The 17842-nt window shown below is 64.2% G+C and carries 13 protein-coding genes; 8 read left to right on the plus strand and 5 right to left on the minus strand.

Features of this window, described 5'->3' with window-relative positions; genetic code table 11:
• Positions 1–27: 27 nt before the first annotated feature.
• Together HDE76_RS11075 and HDE76_RS11080 are read left to right on the plus strand one after the other, a co-directional pair.
• Positions 28–1095 carry an alpha/beta hydrolase fold domain-containing protein gene (locus HDE76_RS11075; protein ID WP_255457678.1) on the plus strand — a complete coding sequence of 356 codons (1068 nt, stop codon included), beginning with the start codon at positions 28–30 and terminating at the stop codon, positions 1093–1095.
• 125 nt (positions 1096–1220) lie between these two features.
• The gene (locus HDE76_RS11080) at positions 1221–2606 is read left to right on the plus strand and encodes a sigma-54 dependent transcriptional regulator (protein ID WP_179477753.1); all 1386 of its coding nucleotides are present in this window, start codon (positions 1221–1223) and stop codon (positions 2604–2606) included.
• A gap of 46 nt (positions 2607–2652) precedes the next feature.
• On the opposite strand, the gene HDE76_RS11085 is transcribed toward HDE76_RS11080, so the two are convergent.
• The 4 genes from HDE76_RS11085 to HDE76_RS11100 all read right to left on the minus strand — a co-directional run bounded on the left by HDE76_RS11085 (position 2653) and on the right by HDE76_RS11100 (position 9171).
• Complete coding sequence (locus HDE76_RS11085; RefSeq protein ID WP_179477754.1) at positions 2653–4215, minus strand: response regulator; 1563 nt, start codon at positions 4213–4215, stop codon at positions 2653–2655.
• Between the two features lie 202 nt (positions 4216–4417).
• A complete protein-coding gene (locus HDE76_RS11090; RefSeq protein ID WP_179477755.1) occupies positions 4418–4864 on the minus strand; it encodes a response regulator in 447 nt (148 codons plus the stop codon).
• On the minus strand, positions 4861–6663 hold the full coding sequence (locus tag HDE76_RS11095) for an ATP-binding protein (RefSeq protein WP_184507402.1): 1803 nt from the start codon (positions 6661–6663) through the stop codon (positions 4861–4863). Before HDE76_RS11095 ends, HDE76_RS11090 begins: the two co-directional genes overlap by 4 nt.
• A 147-nt stretch (positions 6664–6810) precedes the next feature.
• On the minus strand, positions 6811–9171 hold the full coding sequence (locus HDE76_RS11100) for a GH92 family glycosyl hydrolase (RefSeq protein ID WP_184507775.1): 2361 nt from the start codon (positions 9169–9171) through the stop codon (positions 6811–6813).
• A gap of 155 nt (positions 9172–9326) precedes the next feature.
• Here HDE76_RS11100 and HDE76_RS11105 point away from each other — a divergent pair, with 155 nt between their 5' ends.
• The 5 genes from HDE76_RS11105 to HDE76_RS11125 all read left to right on the plus strand — a co-directional run bounded on the left by HDE76_RS11105 (position 9327) and on the right by HDE76_RS11125 (position 16045).
• Complete coding sequence (locus tag HDE76_RS11105; protein WP_343205694.1) at positions 9327–10379, plus strand: LacI family DNA-binding transcriptional regulator; 1053 nt, start codon at positions 9327–9329, stop codon at positions 10377–10379.
• 115 nt (positions 10380–10494) lie between these two features.
• Positions 10495–11730 (plus strand): sugar MFS transporter, encoded by a 1236-nt coding sequence (locus HDE76_RS11110; protein WP_255481570.1) that lies wholly within the window; start codon positions 10495–10497, stop codon positions 11728–11730.
• An 84-nt stretch (positions 11731–11814) separates the two neighbouring features.
• Positions 11815–12792: a carbohydrate kinase gene (locus HDE76_RS11115; protein ID WP_179477758.1), complete on the plus strand. Its 978-nt coding sequence runs from the start codon at positions 11815–11817 to the stop codon at positions 12790–12792.
• Complete coding sequence (locus tag HDE76_RS11120; RefSeq protein WP_179477759.1) at positions 12789–14030, plus strand: AGE family epimerase/isomerase; 1242 nt, start codon at positions 12789–12791, stop codon at positions 14028–14030. The genes HDE76_RS11115 and HDE76_RS11120 overlap by 4 nt, the downstream gene beginning before the upstream one ends.
• Before the next feature lie 71 nt (positions 14031–14101).
• Positions 14102–16045 carry a M1 family aminopeptidase gene (locus HDE76_RS11125; RefSeq protein WP_184507408.1) on the plus strand — a complete coding sequence of 648 codons (1944 nt, stop codon included), beginning with the start codon at positions 14102–14104 and terminating at the stop codon, positions 16043–16045.
• A 105-nt stretch (positions 16046–16150) separates the two neighbouring features.
• On the opposite strand, the gene ssb is transcribed toward HDE76_RS11125, so the two are convergent.
• A complete protein-coding gene (ssb, locus tag HDE76_RS11130; protein WP_179477761.1) occupies positions 16151–16675 on the minus strand; it encodes a single-stranded DNA-binding protein in 525 nt (174 codons plus the stop codon).
• 244 nt (positions 16676–16919) lie between these two features.
• On the opposite strand from ssb, the gene HDE76_RS11135 reads away from it, so the two are divergent.
• A complete protein-coding gene (locus tag HDE76_RS11135; RefSeq protein WP_184507411.1) occupies positions 16920–17729 on the plus strand; it encodes a hypothetical protein in 810 nt (269 codons plus the stop codon).
• The last annotated feature ends 113 nt before the right edge of the window (positions 17730–17842 follow it).

A 17842-nucleotide genomic window follows, 5' to 3' on the forward strand; every position in this document is an offset into this window, starting at 1 on the left:
TTCCACCCGACGTCGAGGAAATGCATCATGCCAATGACCCGCCTGCGCACTTTGTCCATCGCTATTCTGGCCTTTCTGTCCGGTGCTCCGGTTCTCGCCGACACGCCACCGGCCATCGACAAGAGCGGTACGGCGACAGGATCTGCGTTCTCCATTCCCTATTCGAGCTACGCCTCGCCCGAGGCGGCGGCGATGTTTCAGAAGGTATTGGCAGACGGCAGGAAAACGCCATCGCTGGCGCTCGGCATCGAGCCGAGTCGCACATTTTACGACCGGATCAACAGCGATCGCGCCAGGCGCATGCAGACGATCTATCCGGTGACGACGCATGCGGAAACCATCGGCGGGGTGCCGACCGATGTCGTGCTGCCCGCCAACGGCGTATCCGCGGCGCAAAAAAAGCGCGTACTGATCAATCTGCACGGCGGCGGCTTTCTGTGGGGGGCGCATAGCGGCGGACTGGTCGAGTCGATTCCGCTAGCAAGCCTTGGCCGCATCAAGGTCGTCACCGTCGACTATCGCGAAGGCCCGGAGCACGTCTTTCCCGCCGCCAGCGAAGACGTCGCCGCGGTCTACCGCGCCCTGCTGAAGCAGTATCCGGCGAAGAACATCGGCATCTACGGCTGTTCCGCCGGCGGCGTGCTGACCGCCGAGGCGGTGGCCTGGATCATCTCGAAAAAGCTGCCGGTACCTGGCGCGATCGGCACGTTCTGCGGGTCGGTGGCCGAGTTCAGCGGCGACTCCAGCTATGTGGCGCCGATCCTCAACGGTCAGGCCATACCGAGCGCACCGCTCAAGCTTGCCAGCCTGCCCTACTTCGCCCATGCCAAAGCGGACGATCCGCTGGTCTTTCCGGCCAACTCGCCGGCGCTATTGGCGAAATTCCCGCCAACCCTGCTGATCACCGGCACCCGCGACTTCGCCATGAGCACCGAAATGCAGAGCCAGCGTCTGCTCAGTGCAGCGGGCGTCGACGCCGAGCTGCACGTGTGGGACGGCATGTGGCACTCGTTCTTCTCCGATCCGCAGATGCCCGAGTCGAAGGAGGCCTATGCCGTGATGGTGAGCTTCTTCGATCGCCATCTGGGCCGCTAGATGGTTGGCCAGAGCCTTTGCCGATGGCGACATGCGTCACGGAAACCGCACGCCTGGGTTGCGATCTTTGCCCCGCTCGGCCTGGACGGGTATTCTCTGACCAACCTATCGCAACACGGCGCACCATGAGCTTACAGACCGTTCTGGTCATTGATGACGAGCGCGACATCCGCGAACTGTTGACCATCACGCTGGGCCGGATGGATTTGCAAGTCGATGCTGTAGGCACAGTGGCGGAGGCGCGTCGCGCCCTTTCCGAAAAAACCTATGACCTGTGCTTCACCGACATGCGCCTGCCTGACGGTGACGGACAGGAAATCATCGAACTGATCTCCAGCACGGCGCCGGATACGCCGGTGGCGATGATCACTGCCTACGGCAACGTGGACGCCGCGGTGAACGCGCTGAAGGCCGGTGCGTTCGATTTCGTTTCCAAGCCGGTCGATATCCAGATGCTGCGTGGCCTCGTGCGCACCGCGCTCAAGCTTGCCGAAGAAAAGCGCAACGGCGTCGGCGCGGCCAAACCCGGCGACTCCAGCGAACGCCTGATCGGCGACTCGCCGGCGATGCAGCAGGTGCGCGCCACCATCGGCAAATTGGCGCGCAATCAGGCGCCGGTCTATATCGCCGGCGAATCCGGCGTGGGCAAGGAGCTGGTCGCGCGGTTGATCCACGAGCAGGGGCCGCGCGCCAGCGGTCCGTTCGTGCCGGTCAACTGCGGCGCGATTCCATCCGAGCTGATGGAAAGCGAATTCTTCGGCCATCGCAAGGGCAGCTTTACCGGCGCCAGCAGCGACAAGGAAGGCCTGTTCCAGGCCGCGCAGGGCGGCACGCTGTTTCTCGATGAAGTGGCCGAACTGCCGCTACACATGCAAGTGAAGCTGCTGCGCGCGATCCAGGAGAAAGCCGTGCGCCCGATCGGCGGCCGCGACGAGATTCCGGTCGACGCACGCATTCTTTCGGCCACGCACAAGAACCTCAGCCAGTTGGTCGAGCAGGGTCAGTTTCGCCAGGATCTGTTCTATCGCATCAACGTGATCGAACTGCGCGTACCGCCGTTGCGCGAGCGCCGCGGCGACGTACCGCTGCTGTCGGCCTTTATTCTCAAAGCGCTCGCCGGCAAGAGCGGCGAACCCGTCGGTCAGCTGCTGCCGGCGGCCAGGCAGGCGCTGGAGGCCTACGAGTTCCCCGGCAACGTGCGCGAGCTGGAAAACATTCTCGAGCGCGCGATGGCGATGTGCGACGGCAACAGCATCGACGCCGACGACCTGATGCTGCCGCAGCGCGCGCCGCGCTCCTCCTTTCAGGAAAGCATGCCGACGATGGGCGGCCATGCGCCGCCGCCAGCCGCCGATAACGGTGGGCTGGACGACTACATCAGCAACCTCGAGCGCACCGCCATCATCAAGGCGCTGGAAGAGTCGCGCTACAACAAGACCGCCGCGGCCAGAAAACTCGGCATCACCTTTCGCGCGCTGCGTTACAAGCTGAAAAAGCTCGGCATCGACTGATACGGTTCCAGCACCCGTCGGTGCGGGAACCGTATCAGATCAGTGGCTACTGTTCGCCGCTTGCCGCCAGCAGGGCCTTGCGCAAGGTCTTCAGCAGCAGCGGCGTGGTGATCGGCTTGTTCATCACATACAGGTGATCGAACGGCGGCAGCTCGTGCAGATCCGGCGGTGCCTCGGGGCGACCGAGCAGGATGACGGCACCGTTGTACCCATGTTCGGTCAATGCCGCCAAGGTGCGCACGCCGGTGTACAGGTTCATGTCGGCATCGAGCACGACCAGATCGGGCAGACCGCAGGCTTCGATCCACTGCAAAGCCGCGGTACCGCTCTGGCTGGCATGCGCTTCGTAACCGTAGGAGTCGAGCGTGTCGACCATCAGGGAGAGCTGCCCGGCCTCTTCCACCACCACCAGTACACGCTCGCCGGAACCTTCCAGGCTGTCCTTGCTGCCACTGTGTTCGCTGTCGGCCGCCAGCTCCTCCAGCGGGATATACAGATCGAACCGCGTGCCTTTGCCTGGCTCGCTGTTCACGCGCATCACGCCACCGTGGGTGCTGATGATGCGCTTGCACGACAGCAGGCCAAGGCCGGTACCGGTTTCCTTGGTCGTGAAAAACGGTTCGAACAGTCGCTCCAGCACATCCTGGCTCATGCCCGCGCCGCTGTCGATCACGCTCATGCGCAGGTAGCGGCCCTGACGCGGGTGCTCTTCGGGCAGAAAGAAATCCAGCGGCAGATGGATCTGCGCCGTTTCGATGCGCAGGTTGCCACCGTCGGGCATGGCCTGAATCGCGTTGAGGCAGAGATTGAGCAGGCACTGCTGCAGCTCGGTGTGATTGCCTTCGAAGGACAGCTCGGGGTCTTCGATCGCCAGCTCCATCGCCACCGAACGCGGAATGCTGCCCTGCAGGAGCAGGTCGAGCGCGTTGAGCAGCGCCCCCAGACGCACCTCTTCCGCCCGCCGCGCACCGCGTGCGAACGATAGCATCGACTGCACCATGTCCAGCCCGCGCTTGCCGCAGTCGCGCACCAGCTTGCCCAGCCGGGCCAGCCGCGGATCGTCCTGGTAATCCTGCAGGCTGTCGCCGGCCAGCAGCAGCGGCTGCAGCAGGTTGCGCAAGTCGTGGCTGAGGCCGCCGGCCAGCATGGCCAGGCTCTCGAAGCGCTGCGCGCGGATCAGCTCGGCTTCGGCACGGCGGCTGGCGCGGCGCGCGTCGGCCTCGGCCAGCGCGCGGCGCACGGCGCTGGCCAGTCGGGCCGGATTCTGCTTGAGAATGTAATCGGTGGCGCCGTTGCGCAACGCCTCGATGGCCGCCTCTTCGCCGAGCGTGGCGGAGACGAAGATAAACGGCAGGTCCTCGTCGCGTTGGCGCAGCAACTCCAGCGCGTGCTGGCCTGAAAAGCCCGGCATGCTCAGATCGGAGAGCACGATGTCCGGCTTGAACTCCTCCAGAGCCGCCAGGAAGCGCGGCGCGTCGTCGACCAGACGCACCTCGTAGGCGATGCCGTCTTCATCGAGCTGCGCCAGTACGAGCTCGGCATCGAGTGCACTGTCCTCGACCTGCAGCACGCGAATGCTTGGCGGTAATTGAGTCTGCCGATGTGGCATGGATGGGTTCCAGGGAAACGAATTCAGCGTGACCGGAAACTGTGCGGCCGGGCGGCATGAAAACCGGCGCGACAATGTTCTGGGCCTTTCGGAAAAATCTCTGCCAGCGACCTGCTCTCCTCGATGCGGTTTTACAAGCCTTTCGTTTGCACATCTTGCCGGGTTTGCAGCGGGGCTTTCACGCCCCGGTTATCGCTGACTATCACTCTTTTTCCGGGGGCTGATTCAATACCGCCCAGAACTGGCCGAGGGTACGCACCGCGTCGAAAAACTGGTCGACGTCGACCGGCTTGATCACATAGGCATTGGCGCCGAGATCCCAACTGCGGGCCAGGTCGCTCTCTTCGCGCGAGGACGAGAGAATCACCACCGGGATGCGCCGCATGCGCTCGTCGGCGCGCATCTGGGTGAGCACGTCCAGCCCGTTCATGCGCGGCATCTTGATGTCCAGCAGCACGACGGCCGGGTCGCCGTCCTGGCGTCCGGCGAACGCGCCGCGGCAATGCAGGTAGTCGAGGCATTCCACGCCGTCCTCGACGTGTACCACAGGGTTGGCCAGATGCGCGCCATTGAGCGCATCGAGCGCCATCTCGGCATCGGCGGGACTGTCTTCAACCAGCAGGATGGTACGCAGGTCACGCTTATTCATACGCGAGTCTCATTCGTTGAAGCCGAAGCCCCAGCCAGATCGGTGGCCGGTAGCGAAAAATGGAAGTTGGCGCCCTTGCCCAGCTCGGCATCAGCCCAGACCCGGCCACCGTGACGGCTGATGATGCGCCGCACATTGGCCAAACCGATGCCGTTGCCGGCGAATTCGGACGCGCGATGCAGGCGCTGGAACACGCCGAACAGCTTGTCCGCATATTGCATATCGAAGCCCGCGCCATTGTCGGCCACGGTAAATTCGTAATCCCCGTTGGCGCCTTGCTGCACCGTCACCTTGATGGTGGCGATGTCGCGCTGCGCAGTGTACTTCACCGCGTTGCCGAGCAGATTCTGCCAGACCGTGCGCAGCATGTTCTCATCGCCGATCACCATCGGCAATGGCTCCAGATCCCACACGATGCGCCGATCCTGCGCGCCGGACTCGACAATCGCGCGCGACTCCTCAACCACGGTCTGCATATCCACCGCCTGCAGCCGTAGCGCACCTCGCCCCAGCCGCGAAAAAACCAGCAGGTCGTCGATCAGCAGCGCCATGCGCTGCGCCGAGCTGGAGATGACCTCGATATAGTGCGCGGCCTTCTCGTCGACATGCTCGCCCAGATGATGTTCGAGCTTGCGCGCAAAGCCCGCAATGTGTCGCAGCGGTGCGCGCAGATCGTGCGATACCGAGTAGCTGAAGGCCTCCAGCTCGCGGTTGACGTCGGAGATCTGGCTGACCTTGCCCTCGAGCTGGCGGTTGAGCTCGCTGACCTTCTGCTCGACCATCGCGCGCGCCGTGATGTCGCTGACCGTCAGCAGCAGCGTGGGCGCATCGCTCTCCTGCTGCTGCAGCCGGCGCGCATTGACCACGACGTGCCGGTCCTCACCGTCGATCGTGCGCTGGGTCATGTCGTAATCCCACAGCTCGCGGTCGCGCAGCAGCACGTCGCGCAGCCGCTGCTGCAGCACGCTGTCGTTCCAGGCGCCGTGACCGATCTCGGCCAGCGGCTGCGCCTGCTCGTCGGCGTCCATCTGATACAGCTCGCTGAAAGCGGTGTTGACCAACAGCGCATTCAGCTTGTCGTCGAACAGCGCGATGGGTTCGCGAACGGCATGCAGGATCTGCTGAGAACGCTTCACCGCACTGCTCTCGCGCGTCTCGGCGACAAGCCGCCGACCGACCTGACGCTCCGACGCCACCACGATGATGGCCAGAAGCAGCAGCTGCGCCAGCGCGGTTACCGCGAGCACCAGCTTGCCCGTGCTCGCCTCATGGCTGGCCGCCGCCTGCCGCGAGGCGAGCAGGGCGTCCTCGTTTTTCACGATGGACACGACCGTCGAGTTGATCTTGAACAGATCGCCGGCGTCGCGCAGCGATTGCCGCCCTCCCGCGATATCGGCGTGCTCGATCCGTGCGGTCGCCTGATTCATCAGGGTAATGCGGCCGTTGACGCTGCTGTCTAGCGTGCCGATCAGGATCTGCTGATCGGGATTGTCCCGGGTCATGTCGCGCAGCTGCGCCAGCAGGCCTTTCACATCGCTACCGGCGCGATCCACGCGCATCTGCGTGACGTTGCTACCGTCGCCGGCCAGCATGCGATAAGCCGCCGCTTCGCTGTCGCGAACCAGATAGGCGATCTCGTAAGTCACCGCCTTGACGGCGTTCGAGTGGGCCACCCAAGCCGTGGTTTGCTCGGTCTGGCGCAGATTGTTCAGCGTGACGAGGTACGGCAGCCCGACGATGATGAAGATGGCCACCAGCAGGCCGGCAATACGCCAGCTCACCATGTCTCTGGCTTTCATTTCTGTCGCCATCGTCGGTCTTTTCGCGTCGGTCTTGAAGGTCGGGCTGCCGGGTTCAACAGCCGCGGCATTCTTGCATGTTTCACGGAATGCTGAACGTCACGGCAGGCTGGATGCCTGCGGGGGCGTCCGCCTGCCGTGGCGGGATCAGCGGCCGTAGGCGCTGGTGGACGACGGTCGTACCGAGCGCGCCGTTCCCCAGGTCGTGTTCGGCTGCGCCTGCATGCTGAAATGCAGCTCGCCGCCGGCCAGCAGCTCGGCGTGATGCAGGTACACGCGATTGAGCGGCTTGCCGTTGAGGGTCACCGCGCCGACGTAGGGGTGCGCGTCATCCAGCGGATCGGCGCTCACTGTAAAGGTATGCCCGTTGCCGAGATGGATGGCCGCCCGCGCCACGAATGGGCGCCCGATCGCATACTCGTCGCTGGCCGGCGTCACCGGGTAAAAGCCCAGCGCGGTGAAGATGTACCAGGCCGACATCTGGCCCAGGTCGTCGTTGCCGGCCAGGCCGTCGGGCCGCGGCGCGTACTGGGTATCCATGATCTGCTTGAGCCGTTGCTGGGTTTTCCAGGGCTGGCCGGCGTAGTCGTAGAGATAGGCGATGTGATGGCTGGGCTCGTTGCCGTGCGCGTACCAGCCGATCAGCCCGGTGATGTCCTCCACGTCCTTGAACTGCGCCGGATCGACCTTGGCGTCGAATACCTGGTCGAGTTTGGCGGTGAACTTTGCGTCGCCGCCGAAGGCATGGATCAACCCGGCCACATCCTGCGGCACGTACCAGGAGTACTGCCAGGCATTGGCTTCGGTGTAGTCGCTGCCGTAGCCGGCGAAGTTGGGATCGAACGGCTCGCGGAACTGGCCGTTGCTCAAGCGCGCACGCATAAAGCTGGTTTTCGGGTCCCACACGTGGCGCCAGTTGCCGGCGCGCTGCTCGAACGTCGCCGCGATGTCGGTCTTGCCCATCGCCTTGGCCATCTGCGCCAGCGACCAGTCGTCGTAGGCATATTCCTGGGTCTTGGACGCACCCTCGGCTTCCTTGTCGATGGGCACGTAGCCGAGCTTCATGTAGTCGCCCAGATCGCCGTACGGCGCATAGGTCGCACTGGCGACCATGGCGCGCATCGCCGCCTCGGCGTCGAAGCCGCGCACGCCCTTGATGTAGGCATCGGCGATGATCGGCAGCGCGTGGTAGCCGGTCATGCACCAGGTTTCCAGCCCCTGATACGCCCACACGGGCAGGATGCCGAACGGGCTAGCAACACGTGCGGCGATCAGCGAACGGATGAACAGCGTGCTGAGGTCCGGCCGCAGCAGCACCATCAGCGGTTCCTCGGCGCGGTAGACATCCCACATCGACCAAGTCGAATAGAAGTTGAAGTCGCCATTGGCATCGTGCGCGCTATGCACGGCGTGGTCGGGTCCGCGGAACTCGCCGTTGACGTCCGTGCTCAGCGTCGGCGCCAGCATCACGTGATAGAGCGCGGTGTAGAAGCTCGTCGTTTCGGCCTTGGAGCCTTCCACGTCGATCGCCGCCAGCGCCTTGTTCCAGGCCGCCGTGGCCTCGGCCCGGCGGGCGTCGAAATCCCAGCCCTGGCCGTCCTGGTCCAGCGAGGCCACCGCGTTGACCTCGCTGACCGTCGAAATCGCCACTTTCACTTCCAGTGGCTGCTTGAGCTGACCGAAATCGAACGAGGCGACCAACGCGCGGCCGTTCTGCGCGTCCTTGTCCTGCGGCTGGTTGCCGGGTCCGGCGAAGCCCTTGTAGACGGTGTCGGTCTCGCGGTTGTACAGCTCGCGCGAGGTCATCGGCTGCGAAAAACGCATGGCGAAACACAGCTCGCGTCCGGGCGCCCAGCCGCGCGTGGTGCGGCAGCCGGTGACGGTGCCGTCGGCCTGCACGCGCAGGTGCGCCCACAGCACCTTGCCGGGGTAGTCGTAAATGCTCGGGCGCAGGTCGAGCAATACATGCGCCAGCTTGCCCTGCGGGAAGGTGTAGCGATGCCAGCCGATCCGCTGGCCGGCGGTCAGCTCGGCGCGCACGCCGTAATCGGCCAGGGTCACGGCGTAGTAACCGGCCTGCTCGACTTCGGTGTCGTGGGAAAAGCGCGAGCGGTAGCCGCTGCCGGGTTTGGCCGCGTCGCCCGGGTCCAGCTTCACGTCGCCGGCGATCGGCATCACCAGCACGTCGCCCAGATCCGAGTGACCCGAGCCGGAGAAGTGCGTGTGCGAAAAACCCATGATGGTCGGGTCGTTGTACTGGTAACCGGCCGCCCATTTGTAGGCGTGCTTGAAGTCCGGCATCGCCGTATCCGGGCTCAGCTGGATCATGCCGAACGGCACCGTGGCGCCCGGAAAGGTGTGGCCGTCGCCGCCGGTACCGATGCGCGGATCGACCTCGGCGGCATGCCCGCCCTGCGGGCTCTGGGCTTGGGCCGGAAGCACGGCTGCCGCCGAAACGAGCGCGCAACAGATCAACCGGGATAACGCACGACGCGAACAGAGCACCATTTCAACCTCGAACAGGGGAGTCGGAACATCAACAGGCATCGCACGCTAGCATCCTGCACCGGGCCGGCGCATGCTGCGTCGCGGCGTGTTTAACTGCGCCGATAAGTTACATTTGGATCGTTCCAAATCTGCATCGCCGCCATTCGCAGAGTACCGTGTCCAGCCACCCGCCGACCCATCGCAAAGTCACGCTTAACGATATTGCCGCCGGTTGCGCCCTGTCGCGCGCCACGGTATCGCTGGTGCTGCGCGGCAGTCCCCTGGTCAATCGTGAGACGCGCACACGGGTCGAACAGGAACTGCGACGACAGGGCTACGTCTACAACCGCGCTGCCGCCAATCTGCGCCGGCGCACCTCGACCAGCATCGCGCTGGTACTGAACGACCTGGCCAACCCCTTCTTCGCGGAATTTGCCGCCGGCGTGGACGAAGCGCTGGCCGCGGCCGGTTACGTCACCCTGCTCGGTTGCACCGGCGAGTCGGCCAGCCGCGAGCAGGCCGTGCTCAGCTCGCTGCTGGAACACGGCCCGGCCGGCATCATCCTGTCGCCGGCCGAGCACAGCAATGCGCAGGACGTGCTCGCGGCCATCGGTCCGCTGTCGCCGCTGCTGCTGTTCAATCGCGAGCTCGGCGGCGCGGCGCCCGACATCGCGCGCTGGGATCAGCTGGCGCTGGACAACCAGCGCGGCGCCCGGCTGGCGACCGAGCACCTGATCGAGCGCGGCCATCGGCGTATCGCCTTTTTTGGCGGTCACCACGACTCCAGCTCGTGCAGCCAACGGCGCGCCGGCTTCGTCGAGGCGATGCAGGCGGCGGGCCTACCGGTCGAGCCGGCGTGGCAGATCGAATGCGCGCCGACCCGCCTCGACGCAGCGCACCGCACGGCCGCGCTGTTTGCCGGTGACGCCGCGCCTACGGCCGCCGTGTGCTACAACGATGCGGTCGCCCTGGGCCTGATGCTCGGCCTCAACCAGCGCGGCTTGCGCCCGGGAAGGGACTTCGCCTTGACCGGTTTCGACGATATTGCCGAGGCCGCGCTGGGCATGCCGCCACTCACCACCTTGTCCACCGCGCCGCACGAGCGCGGCATGCAGGCTGCGCAGCTGATGCTGCAGCGCCTGCACGAACCGCGTACACCCAATCGCCAAACTGTTGCGCCGGTAAAACTGGTGATCCGCGCCAGTAGCTGCCCACCACCTGCTTTCTGACTCTCCCAGATCGACTCACGCAAAACCCACTCAAGGACTTCCCATGGCTCCAAACATCCCGCCCACGGCCGCCGCGTCAGGCCCGAGCAAGGGCAATCGCTACACCGATTACCCGATGGCGCTCGGCGTGCTCACCACGATCTTTTTCATGTGGGGCTTCCTGACCTGCCTCAACGACATTCTGATCCCGCATCTGAAGTCCATTTTCCAGCTCAACTATGCGCAGGCGATCCTGGTCCAGTTCACCTTTTTCGGCGCGTACTTCTTGATGGCGCTGCCCTCCGGCAAGCTCGTCGCCGCGCTGGGCTACAAAAAAGGCATCGTTGCCGGCCTGGCCATCGCCGGCATCGGCGCGCTGGGCTTCTGGCCCGCGGCAGCGCTGCATTCCTATAACGCCTTTCTTGGCGCGTTGTTCGTGCTGGCGACCGGCATCACCGTGCTGCAGGTGGCAGCCAACCCCTACGTGGCCCTGCTCGGCCCGGAGCGAACCAGCTCCAGCCGCCTGACCCTGGCGCAGGCGCTGAACTCGCTGGGCACCACGCTGGCGCCGCTGTTCGGCGGACTGCTGATTCTGTCCAACGTGGTCAAGACGCCGGATGAGCTGGCCAAGCTCGCGCCGGCGCAGCAGCTGATCTACCAGACCCAACAGGCGCAGGCCGTGCAGATGCCGTACGTCGGCCTGGCGATCGTGCTGTTTCTGCTGGCCGTCTTCGTCTGGCTGTTCCGCCTGCCCACGCTGGAAGAAACCACGGAAAAGCCGGGCGCCACCACCAAGCACACGCTGATGGAAGCGCTGCGTCATCCGCACGTGCTGTTCGGCGTGCTGGGCATCTTTTTCTACGTGGGCGCCGAAGTTTCCATCGGCAGCTTCCTGGTCAACTATCTGGCGATGCCGGATATCGGTCACATGAGCGAGCAGCAGGCCACGCATTACGTGTCGCTATACTGGGGCGGCGCGATGGTCGGCCGCTTCATCGGCTCAGCGCTGATGGCGAAAGTGCTGCCGCGCACGCTGCTGTCGATCTTCGCGGCGATCAATGCCCTGCTCGTGCTCACCACCATGCTCACCAGCGGCGACATGGCGGTTTACAGCATCGTGGCAATCGGCCTGTTCAACTCGATCATGTTCCCCACCATCTTCGCGCTCGGCATCGAGCGTCTCGGCACGCTGACCAGCAAGGCGTCCAGCCTGCTGATCATGGCCATCGTCGGCGGCGCGCTGATTCCCTACGTGCAGGGCGTGTTCGCCGACCATATCGGCCTGCAGCACGCGTTTTTCCTGCCGCTGCTGTGCTACGCCTATATCCTGTTTTACGGCGTCAGCGGTTCGAAGGTTCGCACCATCAAGTAAATGGCCCATCCCAACGAGGCGCCCCGGCGCCTCGTTTTTTTTCGCCCCGTTTTTTTTCAAACTCAAAAATTCAAGACCGTGACCATGCAACCCATTCTCTGTTTCGGCGAGGCGCTGATCGACTTTCATGCGCAGGGCAGCGACGAACGCGGATTCGCGCAGCAGTTCGTACCCTTTGCCGGCGGCGCCCCGGCCAACGTGGCGGTCGCCGTGGCGCGGCTCGGCGGCGACGCGCGCTTCGCCGGCATGCTGGGCAAGGATCGCTTCGGCGACTTTCTGCTCGACCGCCTGCAGCACGAGGGCGTCGGCACCCAGGACGTGGCGCGTACTGGCGAAGCGAATACCGCGCTCGCCTTCGTGACGCACGATGCCAAGGGCGAGCGCAGCTTCAGCTTTTACCGTCCGCCGTCGGCCGACCTGCTGTTTCGCGCCCAGCATTTCAGTAACGAAACGTTTGCCGACGTAGCGATCTTCCACGTCTGCTCCAACAGCCTGACCGATCCCGCGCTGGCCGAGGCCACCTACGCCGGCATGCGCCGTGCACGCGAGGCCGGTGCGCTGATAAGTTTCGACATGAATCTTCGCCCCGCGCTGTGGCCGCACGGCAGCGAGCCGCACGCCGCGCTGTGGGAGGCCCTGCATCTGGCCGACGTGGTCAAACTCAGCAAGGAAGAATTTGCCTACATTGCCGTCGACGGCGAAGACGCGGCGCTCGATGCGCTGTGGAAGGGCCGCGCCACTTTGCTGATCGTGACCGACGGCAATCAGCCGATGCGCTGGTTTCATCCGGACATGGACGGCGAGCTGCCGTGCTATTCGGTGCCGATGGTCGATGCCACGGCGGCGGGCGACGCCTTTGTCGGTGGCCTACTGTATCAACTCGCCACACTCGAAGGTCGCGGCGTCGAACGCCTGCAACCGCTGCTCACCTCGCTGCCGCATCTGCATGCGGTATTGCGCTACGCCGCCGCCTGCGGCGCGATCGCCGTTGGTCGCCAGGGCTCGTTTACCGCGATGCCGACCGATGCCGAAACCCGACATTTCATGGAGACCCACGCATGAGTTCCGACGCCACCCGCGGCACGCCCGATTTCCGCTCCGCCGATTTTCTGCGCAAGCACATCGCCCACACCATGGCGTTCTACCATCCGCACGCGATCGATCCGGCCGGCGGCTTTTTTCAGTACTTCAAAGATGACGGCACGATCTACGATCGCAGCCACCGCCATCTGGTCAGCAGCACGCGCTTCGTCTTCAACTACGCGATGGCCGCGATGGAGTTCGCCGAAGACGCTGCGCTGGCGAAGGAGTACATGGATGCCACCCATCACGGCCTGCGCTACCTGCGCGACGTGCATCGCAACCCGAAAACCGGCGGTTACACCTGGACCATCCGCAACGGTCAGCCGGAGGATCGCACCAATCACGCCTACGGCGTGGCCTTCGTGCTGCTGGCCTACTCGACGGCGCTAAAGGCAGGCATCGGCGAGGCCGCCGCGTGGATGGACGAAACCTGGCAGCTGCTCGAGCAGCGCTTCTGGGATGCCGAAGCCGGCCTCTATCGCGACGAGGCCGATGTAGATTGGAACTTCAGCAGCTATCGCGGCCAAAACGCCAACATGCACATGTGCGAAGCGATGCTCGCGGCGTACCAGGCCAGCGACGATCCGCGCTATCTCGAGCGCGCGCTCACGCTAGCCGATCACATGACGCGCCGGCAGGCGGCCAAGGCCGATGGCCTGGTGTGGGAGCATTACGACAGCGAGTGGAACATCGACTGGGATTACCACCGCGACAATCCGAAGGACCTTTTCCGTCCCTGGGGCTATCAGCCCGGCCATCAGACCGAATGGGCCAAGCTGCTGATGATCATGGAGCCGCTACTGCTCGAACGCGGCCGCGAGGAGAACTGGCTGCTGCCCACCGCCATGCATCTGTTCGACACCGCGCTGGCGCGCGCGTGGGATGAAACCAACGGCGGCATCGCCTACGGCTTCGCGCCGGACGGCAGCGTCTGCGACGGCGACAAATACTTCTGGGTGCAGGCCGAATCGCTGGCCGCCGCGGCCCTGCTGCACGCGCGCACCGGCTTGCCCGTCTATGACGACTGGTACGGAAAAATCTGGGCCTACGCGTGGGAGCATTTCGTCGACCACCAATACGGCGCGTGGTATCGCATCCTCACCGTCGACAACCAAAAGATCGACGACGAAAAAAGCCCGGCCGGCAAGACCGACTATCACACCATGGGCGCGTGCTATGAAGTGCTAGCGCTCATCGAGTCCGGCGGCATTCCGTGAACCAGGCTATGCACAAACCCCTCATAGTTACGTTAAACCCAAGGCTACTCGCTACTGGCTTCGCTCTGCTGATGCTGACCACGATCGGCGCATCAACTGCGGCGGCAGCCGATAAATCATCCGCCTCACGGTTCGATCCGTCGCAAACGTTCGCCCCCTACGCCTACCCGCAGCCGGCCAACGCCTTTCGCTCCGCCAGCGGCATGCCGGGGCCGCTGTTCTGGCAGAACCGCACAGACTATACGATCCAGGCCGCGCTCGATCCCGTCAGTCGAAAACTCAGCGGCAGCGAAGTCATTACCTACACCAACCATAGCCCCGACGCGCTCGACGTGCTGTGGCTGCAGGTGGAGCAGAACCGCTATCGCAAGGACGCGCGCGGCGCCTTCAGCGACAAGTTCCCGAACCAATTCACCGATGGCGAACATATCGAGTCGGTGCAGGTCGAAGACGGCACCGGCAAGCTGCAGGACGCGACCTGGGTGATTTCCGATACGCGCATGCAGGTGCGTTTGCCGACGGCACTGAAAGCCAAGGACGGCCGGCTTCGACTGCACATTCGCTGGAACTACACCGTGCCCGGCGAATTCGGCGGACGCACGGATTTTAATGCCAGCAAGAACGGCGATATCTTCGAAATGGCGCAGTGGTATCCGCGGCTCTGCGTCTACGATGACCTGCGCGGATGGGACACCGCGCCTTACCTCAACAGCGAGTTCTACCTGGAATACGGCGACTTCGATTATTCGGTCACCGTGCCGTGGGACATGATTGTCACGGGCTCGGGCGAACTGCTCAATCCCGCCGACGTGCTCACCGCCACCGAACAGCAGCGGCTGGAGCAGGCGCGGCATAGCGATACCACGGTGATGATACGCACGCCCGAGGAAGTGACCCAGCCGTCCAGCCGTCCAAAGCGCAGCGGCACGCTGACCTGGCATTTCCGCATGCAGAACAGCCGCGACGTGGCGTTCGGCGCATCAAAGGCGTATGTTTGGGACGCCACGCGCATCAACCTGCCGGCCGGAAAGACCGCGCTGGCGATGTCGCTGTATCCCGTGGAAAGCGCCGGCGATAAAGGCTGGCGCCGCGCCACCGAATACCTGAAAGCCGCTACCGAATATTTTTCGGCACAGTGGTTCCCCTACCCGTGGCCGGTGGCCGTCAACGAAGCCGGCACCGCCGGCGGCATGGAATATCCCGGCATCACCTTCGACGACAAAACCACCACGGGCAGCGACCTGCACGCGCTGATCGCGCACGAGATCGGCCACAGCTGGTTCCCGATGATCGTGGGCAGCAACGAGCGCCGCGATGCGTGGATGGATGAAGGCTTCAATACCTTCATCGACGTCTACGAATCCGACCATTTCAACCACGGCGAATTCGCACCCAAGCGCGACGGCGAATACGCCCCCGGCAAAGGTACGCCGGCCGACCAGATGGCTGCCGTGCTGGCCGATACGAACGCGCCGCCGCTGTTGATCGGGGCCGATATGGTGCCCGAGAAGTACCGCCATCCAATCACCTATTTCAAAGGCGCCTTCGGCCTCACCTTGTTGCGCGAACAGATCATCGGGCCGGAGCGTTTCGACCCTGCGTTCCGGCGCTATATCGCTACCTGGGCTTATAAGCATCCCAGTCCGTCGGACTTCTTCCGTTTCATGGAAAGCGAAACCGGCGAAGATCTGGGCTGGTTCTGGAACGCCTGGTACCAGCACAACTGGCAGCTCGATCTGGCGGTGCAAAAAGCCGCCTATACCGGCGGCGATTTCCGCAAGGGGCTCGACGTCACCATCGCCAACCTCGATCAGCTGGTGCTGCCGGCCACGCTCGAAGTGATCTACGACGACGGCAGCGAGCAGGACGTTCGCGTGCCGTGGGAAACCTGGCAGCAGCACCGCACATACGTTGTCCACGTCGATGGCGCGCGCAAGGTGAAATCGGTCACCATCGACCCCACGCATGCACTGCCGGATCGCAATCGGGCCAACGACAGCGCGCTGGTGAAATAGCGTTGTAGTTTAGATGGCCATCTCCCGCCGCGGAGAGGCCCTCAAAAAAAGCCCGCCGATCGGCGGGCTTGGTTCAATCCATGACAAATGGTGTTCTGGTAGGTTTCAGAACGGGATATCGTCGTCGTCGAAGCTGTTGTTGCCGGCCGGAGCCGACGGGGCCGGTGCGCGCTGGCCGTAGTCGTCGCCGCCGCGATCGCCGCCACGCGAGGAACCGCCGCCGCTGCTGCGCTGACCGCCCGAGCTCTGCGGACGCTCGCGCTGACCGCCGCCGCTGCTACCACCGCCGCCTTCCATGCCGCCGAGCATCTGCATTTCGCTGGCGATCACGTCGGTGCTGTAGCGCTCGACGCCAGCCTTGTCGGTGTATTTGTCGGTGCGCAGCGAACCTTCGATATAGACCTGACGGCCCTTTTTCAGATAGTCACCGGCAATTTCGGCCAAGCGGCCGAACAGCTTCACCCGGTGCCACTCGGTGCGCTCCTGCTTTTCACCCGACTGCTTGTCGGTCCACGACTCGGAAGTGGCAATGTTGATCGTGGTGATCGCGGTGCCGCTGCCGGTGTGACGCATTTCCGGATCGCCGCCGAGGTTGCCGACCAGAATGACTTTGTTGACGCCACGTGCCATATCACTAACCTCGCTGTGCTTGGCCGAAGCCGTAGCCTCGACCCTGTCGATAATTGCCGGTCGCGCACGATTTTCACGCCTCCGACGGCCTCCCATCATAGCCGGCTGCGGCCGTTTTCGACATTCAGCATGCGCGGCCGATGCATCCATCCGCCGCAACGCCCCGTAATTAAGTCCTGCGACTCACGACGGCAGGCACGCATACCTTTCGGCCGCAAACCCCCTAACTGACGGGAGATACCTCTTGACGATGCCTCTCCATCGCCGCGCTTGTGCGCTTGGACTGACACTGAGCCTGGGCGCTACGGCGGTTGCCGCAAGCGCCAGCCCTACCGGATCCGATGCGATCCGCTACGTCGAAGGCAAGGCTTACGCCTCGGACGGCCACGTGATGTACACCGAATCGCACTGGATCTATGACGATGGCGACGACCCGTCGCGGCTGGTGCTGTATCGCTGTCCCGACGGCAAACCGTTCGCCCGCAAGACCCTGCACGACGACGGCGGCGCGCAGGCGCCCGATTTCACGCTGGACGACGGCCGAACCGGCTACCGGGAGGGCGTTCGCAACGCCGGCGGCAAGCGCGAGGTATTCGTACGCGACAGCACAAATGCCAGGGAGCGCACGGCCACGCTGGATACCTCGCCCATGCCGGTGATCGACGCCGGCTTCGATGCCTATATCCGCGTGCATTGGGACACGCTGAGCAAGGACGGCGACACGTTGCCGTTTCTGGTGCCCAGCCGCCTTGGCACGCTCAGCTTTCGGGTCAAGCGCCAGGCCGATGCCCAGATCGAAGGCCGCGCCGCGCGCCAGTACCGTTTGAGCCTGGACAGCATGATCGGCTTCGCCCTGCCCCATCTGGACGTAGCCTACGACGCCAAGACGCATGAACTGCTGAGCTTCGACGGTATTGCCAATATCCGCAGCAGCAGCGGCAAAAACGTCAGCGCCAAAATCCTGTTCGATCCGTCGAAAAACAAGGACGTTGCCCGTGCCGATCTGGATGCGGCCACGAAGGAGCCGCTGGGCGGGCAGTGCAAGATTCCGTAAGCTAAGCGCAGGAACGTTGAGTGTAGGTTGGGCTGAGCGCAAGCGACTCAAGCGACTGTGGAGGCATGGATGCCGGAACGAACATTCGCGTAGCGAATGGACCAAAGGGCGGC

Origin of the sequence: Rhodanobacter sp. ANJX3 (assembly GCF_014200755.1) — a bacterium.
Lineage (GTDB): Bacteria > Pseudomonadota > Gammaproteobacteria > Xanthomonadales > Rhodanobacteraceae > Rhodanobacter.